This is a genomic window from Massilia sp. BSC265 (genome assembly GCF_000740675.1).
Classification (GTDB): Bacteria; Pseudomonadota; Gammaproteobacteria; order Burkholderiales; family Burkholderiaceae_D; genus Telluria.
The window spans coordinates 187,990-204,197 of sequence record NZ_JPXI01000033.1 but is presented as its reverse complement, the minus strand read 5'-3'; the positions used below and the strand labels follow the sequence as shown (position 1 = coordinate 204,197).

General features: G+C 66.8%; 14 protein-coding genes. 11 read left to right on the top strand and 3 right to left on the bottom strand.

The window, feature by feature from the left end; genetic code table 11:
• The first annotated feature begins 135 nt into the window (after positions 1 to 135).
• The 7 genes from MA09_RS13085 (at position 136) to sugE (ending at position 6,543) form a co-directional block, all read left to right on the top strand.
• Positions 136 to 996: an STAS domain-containing protein gene (locus MA09_RS13085; protein ID WP_036249121.1), complete on the top strand. Its 861-nt coding sequence runs from the start codon at positions 136 to 138 to the stop codon at positions 994 to 996.
• Positions 997 to 1,007: 11 nt separating this feature from the next.
• Positions 1,008 to 1,364, top strand: coding sequence for an STAS domain-containing protein (locus tag MA09_RS13080; RefSeq protein WP_036249120.1), 357 nt, complete (start codon positions 1,008 to 1,010; stop codon positions 1,362 to 1,364).
• Positions 1,364 to 1,831 carry an anti-sigma regulatory factor gene (locus MA09_RS13075; protein ID WP_081897579.1) on the top strand — a complete coding sequence of 156 codons (468 nt, stop codon included), beginning with the start codon at positions 1,364 to 1,366 and terminating at the stop codon, positions 1,829 to 1,831. Before MA09_RS13080 ends, MA09_RS13075 begins: the two co-directional genes overlap by 1 nt.
• On the top strand, positions 1,819 to 2,850 hold the full coding sequence (locus MA09_RS13070) for an ATP-binding protein (RefSeq protein WP_036249118.1): 1,032 nt from the start codon (positions 1,819 to 1,821) through the stop codon (positions 2,848 to 2,850). The genes MA09_RS13075 and MA09_RS13070 overlap by 13 nt, the downstream gene beginning before the upstream one ends.
• A gap of 1 nt (position 2,851) precedes the next feature.
• Positions 2,852 to 4,222 carry a sensor histidine kinase gene (locus MA09_RS13065; protein WP_051933413.1) on the top strand — a complete coding sequence of 457 codons (1,371 nt, stop codon included), beginning with the start codon at positions 2,852 to 2,854 and terminating at the stop codon, positions 4,220 to 4,222.
• Positions 4,219 to 6,135: a response regulator gene (locus MA09_RS13060; protein ID WP_036249116.1), complete on the top strand. Its 1,917-nt coding sequence runs from the start codon at positions 4,219 to 4,221 to the stop codon at positions 6,133 to 6,135. Before MA09_RS13065 ends, MA09_RS13060 begins: the two co-directional genes overlap by 4 nt.
• Positions 6,136 to 6,225: 90 nt before the next feature.
• Positions 6,226 to 6,543: a quaternary ammonium compound efflux SMR transporter SugE gene (sugE, locus tag MA09_RS13055; protein ID WP_036249114.1), complete on the top strand. Its 318-nt coding sequence runs from the start codon at positions 6,226 to 6,228 to the stop codon at positions 6,541 to 6,543.
• 49 nt (positions 6,544 to 6,592) lie between these two features.
• Here the strand turns inward: sugE and MA09_RS13050 are convergent, their stop codons facing one another.
• Both MA09_RS13050 and MA09_RS13045 read right to left on the bottom strand, forming a co-directional pair.
• A complete protein-coding gene (locus tag MA09_RS13050; protein WP_036249112.1) occupies positions 6,593 to 8,023 on the bottom strand; it encodes a pitrilysin family protein in 1,431 nt (476 codons plus the stop codon).
• A gap of 11 nt (positions 8,024 to 8,034) precedes the next feature.
• Positions 8,035 to 9,441, bottom strand: a complete 1,407-nt coding sequence (locus tag MA09_RS13045) for a pitrilysin family protein (RefSeq protein WP_229440700.1) — start codon at positions 9,439 to 9,441, stop codon at positions 8,035 to 8,037.
• Positions 9,442 to 9,774: 333 nt separating this feature from the next.
• On the opposite strand from MA09_RS13045, the gene MA09_RS13040 reads away from it, so the two are divergent.
• A complete protein-coding gene (locus tag MA09_RS13040; RefSeq protein ID WP_036249107.1) occupies positions 9,775 to 10,560 on the top strand; it encodes a GIN domain-containing protein in 786 nt (261 codons plus the stop codon).
• A 97-nt stretch (positions 10,561 to 10,657) separates the two neighbouring features.
• Positions 10,658 to 11,269, top strand: a complete 612-nt coding sequence (locus MA09_RS13035; RefSeq protein WP_036249104.1) for a tetratricopeptide repeat protein — start codon at positions 10,658 to 10,660, stop codon at positions 11,267 to 11,269.
• Between the two features lie 151 nt (positions 11,270 to 11,420).
• Here MA09_RS13035 and MA09_RS13030 read toward each other — a convergent pair whose 3' ends face one another.
• Positions 11,421 to 12,779, bottom strand: a complete 1,359-nt coding sequence (locus MA09_RS13030; RefSeq protein WP_081897578.1) for an SGNH/GDSL hydrolase family protein — start codon at positions 12,777 to 12,779, stop codon at positions 11,421 to 11,423.
• 272 nt (positions 12,780 to 13,051) lie between these two features.
• On the opposite strand from MA09_RS13030, the gene MA09_RS13025 reads away from it, so the two are divergent.
• The gene (locus MA09_RS13025) at positions 13,052 to 15,352 is read left to right on the top strand and encodes an FdhF/YdeP family oxidoreductase (RefSeq protein WP_051933412.1); all 2,301 of its coding nucleotides are present in this window, start codon (positions 13,052 to 13,054) and stop codon (positions 15,350 to 15,352) included.
• Entirely contained in the window at positions 15,349 to 16,191 is an 843-nt protein-coding gene (gene fdhD / locus MA09_RS13020) for a formate dehydrogenase accessory sulfurtransferase FdhD (protein WP_036249102.1), read from the top strand. The genes MA09_RS13025 and fdhD overlap by 4 nt, the downstream gene beginning before the upstream one ends.
• Positions 16,192 to 16,208: the final 17 nt, after the last annotated feature.

The window sequence follows — 16,208 nt, the reverse complement described above, 5'->3', positions numbered from 1 at the left end:
CGCACGGTACAAGCGTGTCATAACCTTAATGCAATAAGTGTTATAGTTGTTTATTTCCGTAATGATGGGTTTGCACGCCCGTGTTCCGCGTCGCACCCACCGACTTCAACCATCCAAAAACTAGGAAACGAACAGATGACCACGAAGGATTACGCCGCCCGTATCAGCCAGCTCATCCAGGAACACCAGGCCGACATCGGCGCGGAGTGGATCGCACAGCTGGAAGCGCTGACCGTGCGCGGAACCTCGAGCTCGAAAGAGCAGTTGCGCAACCATTGCCAGCAGTTCCTGGCCACCTTCGCCAGCGCCTCCCGCAGCGGCGAACTGGACAACATCGAGCACCGCTCCTGGGACGAAGTGCGCGACCTGCTGGCCGAAATCTCCTCGACCCGCGCCAAGGCCGGCTCCACCCCGAGCGAGACCGCCACCTTCGTCTTCTCGCTGAAGCAGCCTCTGTTCGGCCGGCTGCGCCAGGGCTTCGACGGCGACAACGAAGGTGTCGCCGCAGCCTCCTGGACCATCAACACCCTGCTCGACAAGCTGGGCCTGTATACCATCGAAGTGTTCCAGAAGACCAAGGACCAGATCATCGTGCGCCAGCAGCAGGAACTGCTCGAGCTGTCCACGCCGGTGGTCAAGCTGTGGAACGGCATCCTGGCGCTGCCGCTGATCGGCACCCTGGACTCGGCCCGCACCCAGGTGGTGATGGAAAACATCCTGCAGAAGATCGTCGACACCGGTGCCATCATCGCCATCATCGACATCACCGGCGTGCCCACCGTCGACACCCTGGTGGCGCAGCACCTGATGAAGACCATCGCCGCCGCACGCCTGATGGGAGCCGACTGCATCATCAGCGGCATCCGCCCGCAGATCGCCCAGACCATCGTGCACCTCGGCGTGAACCTGGAAGACGTGATCACCAAGGCCACCCTGGCCGACGCCTTCCTGGTCGCGCTCGAGCGCACCGGCACGGCCGTCGTGCAGAAGGCTTAAGCGGAACAACCATGGAACGCATTCCTATCCTGCGCATGGGCGACCTGCTGCTCGTGACGATCCAGGTCGACATGCACGACCGCCTCGCCATGCAGCTGCAGGACGACCTGACCGAGCGCATTGTGAGCGATGGCGCCAAGGGCGTCCTGATCGATATCTCGGCACTCGACCTGGTCGATTCCTTCATCGGCCGCATGATCAGCAATACCGCCGCCATGGCCCGCGTGCTCGATGCCCGCACCGTCGTGGTCGGCATGCAGCCGGCGGTGGCCATCACCCTCGTCGAGCTGGGACTGACGCTGCACGGCGTGAGGACCGCCCTGAACGTCGAAAAGGGCATGGCCTTGCTGGGAAAGAGCTATAAATAATGAACGGCGCGCATACCGACGCAGTCCTGTTCGACACCGCGCTGCTGGATCGCCACCGCCAGCATCGCACCGCACGCGTGACCCTGCGCCTGCAGTCGGACGAGGACGTTGTAGGCCTGCGCAAGCAGGTGCGCGAGCGCGCGGTGGCCATTGCCCTGTCCCTGGTCGACCAGACCAAGCTGGTCACGGCTGCTAGCGAGCTGGCACGTAACACGATCAAGTATGGCGGCGGCGGCGAAGTCCACCTCGACAGCCTGGCCGACGGCATCCGCAAGGGAATCGGATTGCTGTTCATCGATGCCGGCCCCGGCATTGCCGACATCGACAACGCGCTGCGCGACGGTTTCACCACCGGTGGCGGCCTTGGCCTCGGCCTTGGCGGCTCCAAGCGCCTCGCGGATGAATTCGAAATCGAAAGCCGTCCTGGAGAGGGCACTGCCGTGCTGGTGGTGAAATGGAAGCGCTGATCAGTTCAGTTGGTTCACTGCGGCAGCAGGAAGTCTTCGCGATCAATCACGCGAGCGACGTGGCGGCGGTGCGGCGCAGCGGCCAGAAGCTGGCCGACGCGCTCGGCTTCAACGAGACCCGCGCCGGCCAGCTGGCGCTGGTCATCACCGAGGCCGCCACCAACATCCTCAAGCATGCGGGCGAGGGCGAAATCCACGTCGGACCGGCGCAGTCGGCCGCCGGCGTCGGCATCGACGTGCTGGCGGTCGACAATGGCCCAGGCATCCTCGACCTGAATGCCAGCCTGGTCGACGGCGTGTCCACCACGGGCACGTCGGGCACCGGGCTGGGCGCGCTGCGCCGCCTGGCCGACGAGTTCGATGTGTACACCAAGCCCGGCGGCGGCGCGGCTTTCTTCATGCGTATCTGGCGCGACGTGCCTGCGCCGGAGCCCTGTGGCGTCGAGATCGGCGCCCTGTGGGTGCCGATGGCCGGCGAAGATGAATGCGGCGACGGCTGGGCGGTGCGCTGCGACGCCAGGGGCGCGAGCCTGCTGGCTGCCGACGGATTGGGCCACGGTCCGGAAGCGGCACGCGCTGCCGCGGCCGCGGTGCGTGCGCTGGAAGTGAGCAAAGGCGGGGGGGCAGGGGAGCTGATGCAGGCTGCCCACGACGCCCTGCGCCCGACGCGCGGCGCAGCCCTGGCCACCGCCCGCATCGACTTCGATGCCGGCGAGCTGCGTTTTGCCGGCGTAGGCAACATCGCCGGCTGCGTGATCGACGGCAGCCGCCGGGCGCTGGTGTCCCACAACGGCATTGTCGGCCACAACATGCGCAAGGTGCAGGAGTTCGCGCTGCCCTTCCCGCCGGGGGCAATGTGCATCATGCACTCGGACGGCATCCAGACCCAGTGGGACCTGGACAAGTATCCGGGCCTGGTCGGGCGCAGCCCGGTGCTGGTCGCGGCCATCCTGATGCGCGACTACATCCGCCGCCGCGACGATGCCATGGTGCTGGTCGTGCGCCGGCACGGGAGCTGACATGAGCCTGCATCGCATCCTCAGCGTTGCCCTGGACAGCGACCAGGACGTGGTGGCGGTGCGCCAGCGCGCGCGCCAGGTATCGGAATTGCTCGGATTCTCGCAGCAGGACCAGGTGCGCATCGCCACTGCCGTGTCCGAGATCGCGCGCGCTGCCTGCCATCAGGGCTCGGGCGGGCGCGCCGCCTTCCTGTTGGGCCGCAAGCTGGGAAGCCAGTACCTCGAGGTGACGATCCACCCCGGCGCCGGCGAACGGCTGGCGCCGACAGCGGATGCGCTCAGCCAGGGCATCAGCCGGACGCTCCCGGAACTGGCCTTGATCAGCGCGCATCGCCTGATGGATTCCTGCGAGGTCGAACCGGAGCAGGGCGCGGTCACCGCGGTCACGATGCGCAAGGCGCTTCCGTCGCACGTGCTGGTCGACTCCGCGCGCCTGAACGATATCGGCACGCGCCTTGCCGGCAGCCCGGTGTCGAACACACTGCAGGAACTGCAGCTGCAGAACCACGAACTCCTGGGGACGCTGGCCGAGCTGCGCGAGCGCCAGGAAGACCTGCTGTCGCTCACGCGCGAGCTGGAAGACACCAACCGCGGCATCGTCGCGCTGTACGCCGAAATCGAAGACAAGGCCGAGCGCTTGCGCCGCGCCGACGAGATGAAGTCGCGCTTCCTGTCGAATACCAGCCACGAGCTGCGCACGCCGCTGTCCTCGATCCGTGCCCTGGCCCAGCTGCTGCTGGACCGCATGGACGGCGACCTGACGGTCGAGCAGGAGCGCCAGGTGCAGTTCATCGCCAAGGCCGCCAACGACCTCTCGGACCTGGTCAACGACCTGCTCGACCTGGCCAAGATCGAGGCCGGCAAGGTCGAGGTCCAGCCGGCGCCGGTGGTGGTCGACAACCTGTTCCGCGCATTGAAGGGCATGATGCGCCCGCTGGTCGACGAAGGACGGGTCGATCTGGTCTTCGAGCCGAGCGAGTTCAACGAGCCCTTCGATTCCGACGAGGGCAAGATCTCGCAGGTCCTGCGCAACTTCATCTCCAACGCGCTCAAGTTCACCGAGCGCGGCGCCGTACGGGTATCTGCCACTTATGACGCACAGGCCGATACAATTGCGTTTGCAGTCGCCGACACCGGGATCGGCATCAGCCCGGAAAACCTGCAGCTGATCTTCGAAGAATTCAGCCAGATCGAGCATCCGCTCCAGCGGCGCAGCAAGGGTACGGGCCTGGGCCTGCCGCTTTGCCGCAAGCTGGCAGATCTGCTGCAGGGGCGCGTCGACGTGGAGAGCCGGGTGGGCGAAGGCTCGACCTTTACCCTGACCCTGCCGCGACGCTACCAAGAGCCCAGCCAAGATGGAACCGAAACATGAAAGCCAATTCCACCCTGATCCTCAACGTTGACGACAACGACGGCGCCCGCTACGCCAAGAACCGCATCCTGCGCGGGGCGGGCTTCGAGGTGGTGGAGGCGACCAACGGCACCGACGCGCTGGAAATGGTCAAGCGCCTGTGCCCGGCGCTGGTGCTGCTCGACGTGAAGCTCCCCGACATCAACGGCATCGAAGTCTGCCGCCGCATCAAGGCCAATCCCGAGAGCGCCATGGTGCTGGTGCTGCAGACCTCGGCCGCGCTGACCGGCCGCGCCGACAAGATCCGCGGACTGGAAGGGGGCGCCGACAACTACCTGGCCGCGCCGATCGAGGCCGACGAGCTGATCGCCAACGTGAACGCGCTGCTGCGCATGCGTCAGACCCAGGTCCAGCTGCGCGACAGCGAGGAGCGCTTCCGCCAGATCACGGACAACATCGACGACGTGTTCTGGATGTTCGCCGTGCCGGAAGGCGACCTGGTCTACGTCAGCCCGGCGTATTCGGCGATCTGGGGCGGCAACGCCGAGGATCTGCGCCAGCGGCCCGAGGCCTGGCTGGAGGCCGTGCATCCGGACGACCGCGAGCGCATCGCCGGGCGCTGGCGCCAGCTGCAGCAGGCGCCGCACTACGACGACGAATTCCGCATCCTCGGGCCGGACGGGCGCACCCACTGGGTACGCGACCGCCTGTTCGCGGTCCGCAACGCGCGCGGCGAAGTGTACCGGGTGGCGCGCGTGACCAGCGACATCACGGCGCGCAAGGAGATGGAAGCGCTGCTGCGCGCGGCCGACCGCAACAAGAACCAATTCCTGGCCACGCTGGCGCACGAGCTGCGCAACCCGCTCAGCCCGATCCGCAACGCGGCCGCGCTGCTCGGTTCGAGCAGTGACGGCGTCGGCAACAGCGTGGGCAACAGCAGTGCCGAGCGCCAGGCGCGCGCGCGCGAAGTCATCACGCGCCAGGTCGACCACCTGGCCCACCTGGTGGACGACCTGCTCGACGTTGCCCGCATCTCCGAAGGCAAGATCGTGCTGCGCACCGAAGAGGTGGACCTGGGCGCCGTGGTCGCCCAAGCCATCGAGACGGCCGGTCCCCTGATCGCCGCGCGCAACCACCACCTGGATGTGCGGCTGCCTGGACCGCAGGTGTGGGTGATGGGCGACCCGGTGCGCCTGGCCCAATCGGTGGGCAACCTGCTGCACAATGCGGCCAAGTTCACGCCGAAGGGCGGCGACCTGTCGGTGAGCGTTTCCCTGGTCGAGAACGAACGGGTGCAGATCGCGGTGCGCGACAACGGCATCGGCATTGCCGAGGACAACCTGCCGCGCATCTTCGGCATGTTCGCCCAGGTGGACGTGCCGCCCGACCGGGCACCCGAGGGACTGGGCATCGGCCTTTCCTTGGTGTCGCACCTGCTCGAGCTGCACGGCGGACACCTGTCGGCGCAAAGCCCGGGCATCGGCATGGGCAGCACCTTCACGGTCGAGCTGCCCTTGCTGCGCGTGAGCGCGCCGCAGGCCAGCCTGGATCATTGCCAGCCATCGGAGCAGGGCGGCAGCGGCATGCGCGTGCTGCTGGTCGACGACAACGTCGATGCGATGGAAATGATGGGCTTCCTGCTGGCCGAAATGGGCTACGAGACCTGTACCACCTCGGACGCCGCCCAGATCGAAGAGCTGGCGCTGCGCCACAAGCCCCAGGTGATCGTGCTCGACATCGGCCTGCCCGGCATCGACGGTTATGAAGTGGCGCGCCGCATCAAGAGGAATCCCGCCTTCTCGGACATCCGGCTGGTGGCCCACACCGGCTATGGTTCGCCGGAGGACCGCAAGCGCGCGATGGATGCCGGCTTCGATGCCCACCTGGTCAAGCCGGCCGAGCTGCCGGACCTGGAGCGGGCGCTGAAAGGCTAGGGCAGCTAGAATATCGCCTTCTGGAGGACGACCTCCCCCGCCGTGGGAACAATGTCCGGGACGGCCCGGCTTTTCGAAAGGAGAGCCGGTATGGCTTGGATCATGTTGTTCGTTGCGGGACTCTTCGAAGTGGTGTGGGCGGTGGCCATGAAGCAGTCGGACGGCTTCAGCAGGCTCTGGCCCACCGTCGTCACGCTGGTTGGCATGGTCGCCAGCTTCGTTTTGCTCGCCGCGGCGATGCGCACCATTCCCCTCGGGACTGCCTATACGATCTGGACCGGCATCGGGGCCGTGGGTGCCTTCGTGGTCGGGATTGCGATGCTCGGGGAGCAGGTCAACACGATGCGCGTCGTTGCGGCGGTGCTGATCGTTTGTGGACTGGTGATGATGAAGCTGTCCGCGGATTAAGGTAGAAAAAAGCCCCGCATTCGCGGGGCCTTGCACATCGGGGACCTGCTTATTTGTCGGTCACCGTGAACTCCCCGAACGCCTTGAGCTGCTCGCCCACCGCCTTCTGGTCGCCCACCACCACGATCGACTGGTTCTCCGGATTGAAGTACTTGCGCGAGACGTCGCGCACCTGCTCCGGCGTGACCTTCTGGATGCGCGGCACGTACTCGCCCAGGAACTCGGCCGGCAGGCCCACCAGCCAGTTGTTCGCCAGGGTCGCGGCGACCGAACGTTGCAGCTGGTTGCTGATCATGTAGCCGCCCGCCACGTAGCGCTTGTTCATCTCCATTTCCTTGGCCGGCACCAGTTCGGTGCCGATGCGCTTGTACTCGCCGAGGAATTCGTTCAGCGCTGCGCCGGTCACTTCGTTGCGCACGTCGGCGCCGCCGACGATCGCGCCGCCCACGCGGTTCATGCGCGCGCCGGCCGAGGCGCCGTAGGTATAACCCTTTTCCTCGCGCAGGTTGATGTTCACGCGACTCGAGAAGCCGCCGCCGAGGATGGTGCTGGCCAGGCGCAGCGGGATCTGGTCTTGCGCGCTGGCGGCGATGCCCGGGCTGCCCAGGCGTACGGCCGACTGCACGCTCTTGTCACGCTGCAGCAGGATGCGCGCCGGCTTGGCGCTGGCCGGGGCGGCGGCGGTATCAAGCAGTGCCGGGCCGCTGGCACGCCAGTCGCCGAAGGCCTGCTCGGCCAGCTTGACCGCTTCCGCTTCCTTGACCGGGCCGGTGATCACCAGCAGGGCGCGGTCCGGACGCATGCGCCTGGCGTGCTCGCTGCGCAGCATGTCCTGGGTCACCGCGTTGATGGCTTCGACCGTCGGGGTGGTGCGGGCATAGGGGTGCTCGCCGTAGATCGCGCGGCTGATGGCACGCTCGGCGCGGAAGCCAGGCTGGGTCTCGGAGACCTTCAGCGATTGCAGCGCATTGGCCTTGGCCAGCTTCACTTCGCTTTCCGGGAAGCTTGGTGTGCGGGCGACTTCGGCCAGCAGCTGCATCATCGGGGCGGCCTGCGACGCCAGCGCATTGGCCGAGACGATGATGCCGTCCGACGAGGCGCCGGCGGCGACTTCGCCGCCCATGCCCTGGGCCGCTTCGGCGATTGCGCGCGAGTCGCGCTTGGCCGTGCCTTCGTTGAGCAGCCCCGCCAGCATGTTGGCGAAGGCGGGGGTTTGCGGGGCGTCGGCCGCGAAGCCGGCGCCGCGCACGGCCAGCACGTAGTCCACGCGCGGCAGGCCCTTGCGCGGCACGACCCAGACCGTCAGGCCGTTGCCCAGGGTTTTCTTGGTGATCTTCGGCACCGGAATCGGCTTGTCCTTGCCGTAGGCCGGCATCGGGAGGTTGTCCGCGGCAGGGGCGGCGCTTGCGGCGTCAGCGGCCGCCGGCGCGAACGCCAGCGTGACAGCGAGGGAAAGGGCCAGTGGCATCAGTTTTTTCATCGATGCGCTCCTTATTGGTTAGCGCCAGCCGGTGCGGCTGCGGCAGGGGTGGCTGGTGCGGCGGCAGGCGCGGCGAGCATCGCGGCCGGCTTGCGGTCGATGACGGTGCGGTTGGTCGGCACCAGGTAGGTGCGCACCGCGCGCTGGATGTCTTCCGAGCTCACGCCTTCGATCAGGCCGGGGATCTTGTTGACCACGTGGGCGTCGCCCCACATCACCTGCATCTTGGCCATCATGTCGGCGCGGTTGATGAAGCTTTCGAGCTGGTTGTTCCAGTTGGCCAGCAGGCGGGTCTTGACGCGCTTGAGCGTCGCCGCATCCACGCCGCCCTGGGCGACCTTGGCGAGTTCCTCGTCGATGGCCTTGAGCATGGCGTCGGCGCTGCTGTTCGGCTTGTACAGGGCGAATACGGTCAGCAGGGTCGGACCGTCGTACTCGAAGGGACCGGTCAGGCCGAACAGGGAGTCGACGTTGAGCGCGATCTCGCGGCCCTTCACCAGGCCCTGGTACAGCAGCGAGGCGTCGCCGCCGGCCAGCAGTTCGCCCAGCACGGCCATGGCGGCCTGGTCGCGGTGGCCGCGCGGCGGCATCTTCCAGGCCGCGGCGATCGCCGGCACCTGGGCCAGGGCGTCGCTCTGCACCAGGCGTTTTTCCTCCGTGTTCAGGCCTTCGCTGAAGTCGGTCGGCTTCGGGGTTGGACGGGCAGGGATGCCGCCGAAGTACTTCTGCGCGAGCGCGAAACCCTCGGCCGGGCTGATGTCGCCCGCGATCGCGATCACGGCGTTGTTGGGGCCGTAGTAGTCGCGGTGGAAGGCGCGCACGTCTTCCAGGCTGGCGTTCTCGAGGTCTTCGAAGCTGCCGTAGCCGTCATGGTTGTTCTCCCATTTCTGGAAGGCGTGCTGGCTGATGTCGATCCACATGAAGCCGCCGTAGGGCTGGTTCTTCACGTTCACGCGGATCTCTTCCTTCACCACGTCCTGCTGGTTCTTCAGCGTGGCCGGGTTGAAGTCGAGCGTCTTCATGCGGTCCGCTTCCAGCCACAGGATCGGCTCGAGCGCCGACCTGGGGGCGGTCTCGATGTAGTTGGTGTAGTCCGGACGGGTCGAGCCGTTGTTGCGGCCGCCGCCGGCGGTGATGGTGGTGTCGAACACGCCCTTCTTGGCGTTCGGCGTGCCCTGGAACATCAGGTGTTCGAACAGGTGGGCGAAGCCGGTGCGGTTCCTGGGCTCCAGGCGCATGCCCACTTTGTAGACGACGGACACGCCGACGGTCGGCGAGCTGCGGTCTTCGGTGACGACGACAGTCAGGCCATTGTCGAGCTTCTTGACGGCGATCGGCAGGGTCCACTGGTCCGCGGAGGCGGCGAACGCCGACAGCGAGAACGTGAGCCCGGCCAGCAAAACAGGTAATTGGCGCATGCGCATGGGTTGACCTCGAAAATATACTCAGGAAGGTAGACGCTGTCGTGCCGTACTGACAGCCCGGGGCGTCATGCGCTGCATCTTAGCTCAATGGCATGCCAATAAGTAATCTTTTTTCTTCGGAAAGTTTGCGCCACGTCCACCCCGCGCCACAGGCAAGCTGTCCGTGCATACGCCGCTCCATGCTGCGATTCCTGCAGTTCATCGCAGACCGGTGGGCGGCGGCGGCCCGAACGGATATAGTTGCAACATGATAATTTTGAGCTGTTGCACACCGGTTCACCCACAAGGCGGCCCACGTACAACAAGAATACGAATTCGGAGAATGTAATGAATCAGCTTTCCAAGGCCGGCCTCGCTTTTGCTGCACTCTGCACCTGGCTGTTTACCTGCATGGGCCTGGCGAAGGCGGCGCCGGATGTGGCCACCGAAATGCGCCAGGTCGATGCGCGCGTGGTGCGCGTCAAGCTCGATGGCGTGGTGGACCTCAAGATCCGCCAGGGCAATACGCCCCAGCTGGTCTTGAGTGGCGACCCGCGCCTGCTCGGCAAGACCACCACGCTGCAAAGCGGCGACACGCTCAGCATCGGCACCGAGACCAAGGGCGTCGGCATCAAGCTCGGCCGCAGCATGGGCTTGCATGCCGAACTGACCCTGCCGAATCTGCGGGAAGTCAGTTCCGAAAGCGTCGGCGGCACCGCCATCAGTGGTTTTTCGGGTGACGAGCTCGAGCTCAACCTCGATGGGGCCGGCTCAATGAATGTATCATGTAACTACAAGGTGCTGACCGCCAACCTCGGCGGTGTCGGCAGCATGAAAATACATGGAATTAACAGCGAGAGCGTCGAGCTGAACCTGAGCGGCGCCGGCTACGTGACCCTGTCGGGCCGCAGCCGCCAGCTCAAGGCGGAGCTGGGCGGACTCGGCGGTCTGGACGCCCAGGCATTCTCGGCCGAGAACGTGATCCTCGAGTTGTCCGGCCTGGGCAACGCGACCGTGACCGCCAAGGACAGCGCCAACCTGACGCTGTCCGGCCTGGGTTCGGTGACGGTGCACGGCAAGCCGCAGAACCGCAAGGTCAGCGTCGACGGCCTGGGCAAGGTCAACTGGAAGTAAGCTGGGCCTGAACAAGAACAACAGGCAAACCTACAAGAACAACGGGAGTCCCGCGAGGACCAAGGGTACGCAGAGATCCTGATTCCATGAACGAGACATGAAAAAACTATTCGTAGCGATCGCATTCGTGCTGGGCCTGCAGGCCGGTGCGCATGCGGGCTTCGCGGAAGGGGCGAGCGCGTATAACGCCCGCAACTACGCGGCCGCACTGAAAGAGATCGTCCCGCTCGCCAAGGCCGGCCATGCGGATGCCCAGCATTTGCTGGGCCTGATGTATTACATGGGTCGCGGCGTCACGCGCGACTACAAGCAGGCCTTTGCCTGGCACCACAGGGCGGCCCAGCAGGGCAAGGCCGACGCGCAGTACGTGGTCGGCGCCATGTACTACACCGGCAACGCCGTGCCGCAGGACCAGCGCCATGCCGTGAGCTGGTTTCGCAGGGCGGCCGAGCAGGGCCATGCCGAGGCCCAGCATGCACTCGGGTTGATGTACCGTTACCACCAGGCGGGCATGCCGCAGGACAAGGTGCTGGCCTATATGCTGTGGAACCTGGCGGCGGCCAGCGGCAACCATAATGCGGTCGAGCAGCGTGCGGCCATCTCGCGCCAGATGACGCAGGAGCAGATCGAGGAGGCGCAGGCCTTGTCGCGCACGTGGAGGCCGGGCAGGCCGCTGCCGACATCGTCGCGCACGGGGAGTAACTCCTGAGATAGAACCGCCGGGATAATGAACTGGCTTCTCGGGAGCTGTAGGGTGGGCGGGTCTCCCGCCCACGCGGTCAACCGTCAGCGGAACTGTCGCAGCGGATCATCGTTTGTCTATCACCGCGCGGGCGGGGAACCCGCCCACCCTACGAGCATCACTTGGCCGGGGCCGGCGCCGCCGCCCGTGCTATCGCGGCACTGCGGAACAGCGCCAGCGACACCGCATTGCCCATGGCCTGGTAACCCAGGTCGTTCGGATGCAGGTGGTCGCCGCTGTCATAGGCCGGCAGGAAGCGTGTCGGACGGGCCGGGTCGCGCGTGACGCGGTCGAAGTCGATCACGGCGTCAAACTCGTCGTTGTTGCGGATCCAGTTGTTCACGGCTTGCCGGATCACTTCCTTCTCGGGCGAGTAGTAGCCTGCGCCTTCGAAGGGCGTGAGGGTAGCGCCGATCACGCTGATGCCCTTGGCGTGCGCGCGGTGGATCAGCTGGCGGTAGCCGGCGATCAGGTCCTCGGCAGTCACGGGATTGGTGGGCGAGCTGTTGCCGATGTCGTTGATGCCGATCAGGACCACCAGGTAGCGTACGCCCGCGGTGGCCAGCACGTCGCGGTCGAAGCGCTCCTGGGCGCTGCGCCCGGCCAGCGGGTTCGGCGAATTGCTCAGCAGGCGGTTGCCGCTGATGCCGCGGTTGACCACGCCGAAACGCGCATTGATGCCGAGGACCGGGTCGCGCTCGGTCTGCAGGCGGCGCGCCAGCCAGTCGGGCCAGCGCTTGTTGGTGTCGGGCGTGCTGCGGGTGCCGTCCGTGATCGAGTCGCCCAGCGTGACGATGGTCGGCCCGGCGGTATCGACATCGACCTCGGTCAGGAAGGGCCAGACCTGGATCGTGCGCTGCACCGGCAGGGTGGGCGCGGCCGTGAAGTTGCCGGGCAGCGACACGTAGTTGGTCTGCAGGGCCAACTGGTGCACGGTGGTCGCCTGCACGGTGCCGGGCAGGTAGAGGCTCACCGCCAGGTCGGACAGCGGCGGCACGTTCAGCTCTACCGGATCCGAGAGCGCGGGTGCGCCGGGCGGGATGGTCACGAAAGCGCGCCCGCCGAAGGTCAGCGCGCGGTCGGTGCCGGCAGCCACGTCCGAGCCGCCGGCACGCAGGCCGATGCGGGCGGCGCCGATCGTCAGCGGCGTCGCGCCGAATTCGTTCGACACGCGGATGCGCACGCGATTGCCGCCGGTGCTGGTGTGCACGATCAGGCGCAGGGTCTGGTCGGTGAAGGTCTGCAGGCTCGCTTCCGGCGGCGGGCCGCTTGGCGCCGTGCCCCAGGTGCCGGTCCAGTTTTCCGTGGTCCAGGGCTGGGCCGCGACCGGATGGGGCGGCAGCGCCATCGCGGCGGCCAGCATGGCGCTGCCCAGCAGCAGGCGCCGGCGCGGCGGATTCATGCCGACGGTGGAGAAGGCGATGCCGTTCCAGAGGCGCCGGGCGGCATCGCGCAGGAGGGGAAGGAAGCGTTTCATGGTGAGCTCCTCGAAGTGAAGGCCATGCGATATGCATGAGCTCGTCTAAACAATGTAGCCAGCAGCGGAACGCCGGACAAGAAGGCGACGGCCGTCTCTTTTGCGCCGGATCGAAGCTTGAAAAGATTATTATTCCTGCAAGAATTTTCTCTGGTGGCGGGAGCAATGATGACCGGCGATTGACCCGTCCTGCTGGCCCCACCGTTCGCGGGCGCACCGAGGCGTACCGGCGAGGAGACTAGCGTGGCGGTTCCACGGACGAGGGAAGCGCCATGACCAAGCATACAGACGTAAGGATCGAGAACCCGACCATGCCGGCCGGCGGCTGGGGTTCGGTGCAGGAAGTCTCCACCATCCTGCTGCACCAGCGGGTGCCGCTGAAGGATAGCCCCCTGCTGCTGAAGCAGAACAAGCCGGACGGCTTTGCCTGTGTCAGCTGTGCATGGGCCAAGCCGGCCAACCCGCACCCTTTCGAATTCTGCGAAAGCGGCGCCAAGGCCACGGCCTGGGAAACCACCAGCAAGGTGATTGGCGCCGACTTCTTCGAACGCCATACCGTCACCGAACTCGAAGCCTGGGACGACCACCGGCTGGAAGACCAGGGCCGCCTGACCGTGCCGCTGCGCTACGACCCGCACACGGACAAGTACCGCGAGATCGCCTGGGACACGGCTTTCGCCGAAATCGGGGCGGCGCTGCGCGGCATGGACCGCAAACAGGTCGTGTTCTACAGCTCCGGACGGGCGTCGCTGGAGACCTCGTACATGTATGGATTGCTGGCGCGCATGTACGGCAACAACAACCTGCCGGACAGCTCCAACATGTGCCACGAAAGCACTTCGGTCGGGCTGCAAAAAACCATCGGCGTGCCGGTCGGCACCGTGGCGCTGGACGACTTCGAGCGCACCGATTGCATTTTCTTCTTTGGCCAGAACGTGGGCGTGAACAGCCCGCGCATGCTGCACCAGTTGCAGCAGGCGCGCCGGCGCGGGGTGCCCATCATCACCTTCAACCCGCTGCGCGAGCGCGGGCTGGTCAGCTTCACCAATCCGCAATCCCCCGTCGAGATGCTCACCAAGGCCGAGACGGCGATCAGCACCCAGTACCATCAAGTGAAGCCGGGCGGCGACACGGCCGCCATCATGGGGCTGTGCAAGGCCATCTTCGCCGTCGACGACGCCACCCGTGCGGCGGGCGCCCGGCGCATACTCGACACCGCCTTCCTGCAGGAGCATACCCACGGTTTTGCGGCGTTCGAGGCGGCGGTGCGCGCCTGCGCCTGGGAAGCCATCGAGCGCGAATCCGGCCTGCGCCGCGCCGCCCTCGAAAGCGCGGCCCGGGTGTACTGCGGATCCGCCGCCGTGATGGCCGTCTACGGCATGGGCCTGACCCAGCACCGCAACGGCGTGCAGAACGTGGCGATGGTCGTCAACCTGCTGCTCCTGCGCGGAAACATCGGCAAGCTCGGGGCCGGCGTGTGCCCGGTGCGCGGGCACTCCAACGTGCAGGGCCAGCGCACGGTGGGCATCACCGAGAAGCCCGGGCTGGCGCCGCTCGACAAATTTAAGGAGCAGTACGGCTTCGAGCCGCCGCGCGAGCCCGGCATGAACACGGTCGAGGCCTGCGAAGCCATGCTGGCCGGGCGCGTGCAGGCCTTCATTGGCCTGGGCGGCAACTTCGTGCGCGCGGTGCCGGAACGCGGCCTGATCGAAGCGGCGTGGCGCGAATTGCCGCTGACGGTGCAGGTGTCGACCAAGCTGAACCGCAACCACCTCATCCACGGGAAAGCCTCCTACATCCTGCCTTGCCTGGGCCGCATCGAGGTCGACCGCCAGGCCGGCGGCCCGCAGGACGTCACTGTCGAGGACTCGACCGGCTGCATGCACGGCTCGCGCGGCATGGCCGAGCCGGTAGCCGGCACGCTGCTGTCGGAGCCGGCCATCGTGGCCGGCATCGCCAAGGCCACGCTCGCGCCCAATCCGCACGTCGACTGGGACCGCTGGGTGGGCGAGTATGCGACCATCCGCGCTGCGATTGCCGAGACTTATCCCGAGATCTTCCACGACTTCAATGCGCGCATGTGGACGCCGGGCGGCTTCCGCAAGCCGCTCGCGGCCGCGCACCGGGTCTGGAAGACGGAGAGCGGCAAGGCCAACTTCACGGTGCCGGAAGCGCTCGAAGGCAATCCGGACCTGAAGTCCGATCCGAACACGCTGCGCCTGTTCACGGTGCGCAGCGACGGCCAGTTCAACACGACGATCTACAGCCACGACGACCGCTTCCGCGGCGTCTACGGCAGCCGCATGGTGCTGTTCATGGCGCGCGCCGACATGGCGAAATACGCACTGGCGCAGGGCGACGTCGTGGGACTGCGCTGCGCGGCCGAGGATGGCGTCGAGCGCCGCGTCGGCGGCTTGAGCGTGGTGCCCTATGACGTGCCGGAAGGTTGCATCGCGGGCTACTTCCCCGAGCTGAATCCCTTGATTCCGCTGTGGCACCACGCCAGGGAAAGCATGGTGCCGGCAGCCAAGGCGATCGACGTGATCCTCGAGCGCGGCGGGAGGCTGTCGTGAACGCCGGTGAGGGATTCTTCGCGCCGCAGGGCGCGTGCCGGCTGGCGGCCGAGCGCTGGCGCGACGGGATGCTGGAGGGTGTGACCGAACTGGTGGCGGACGAGGTGCCGGTGGCACTCGTCTACAACGGCATCAGCCATGCGGTGATGCTGGCCTCGCCCCGGGACCTGGAGGATTTCGCCGTCGGCTTCTCTCTCGGCGAGCGCATCGTGCGCGACGCGCGCGACATCTACGACATCGAAGTCGGGCAGGCGGCGCACGGGATCGTCATCGAGATGCGCATTGCCTCGGGCGCCATGATGCGGTTGAAGGAGACGCGCCGTGCCCGCACGGGCAAGACCGGGTGCGGCCTGTGCGGTGTCGAGAGCCTGGACCGGTTCGACGACGATGCCTTTGCCGTGGTCGCCTCGCGCGCCACCGAAGGCCGCCTCGACCCTGGATCCCTGCAGCACGCAATGGCGGCGATGGCCGCGCGCCAGGACCTGCACCATGCCACCGGCGCCGTGCACGCGGCCGGCTGGGCCGACCGCAGCGGCGAACTGCTGTGCGTGCGCGAGGACATCGGCCGCCACAATGCGCTCGACAAGCTGGTCGGGGCGCTGGCGCGCGGCAGGGTGGACACGGCTGACGGCTTCGCGGTGGTGACCAGCCGCGCCAGCTTCGAGATGGTGCAGAAGGCGGCGCGCGCAGGCTTTCCGGTGCTGGCCGCGATCTCGGCCCCGACCGCACTGGCGGTGCAGGTGGCCGAGCGGGCCGGGCTGACGCTGGCCGGCTTCGTGCGGGGAGGGCGTCACATCCTCTACAGCCATCCGCAACGCTTCGCGCCTGAACCGGAGTGAAGCGCCGGGGGGAACAC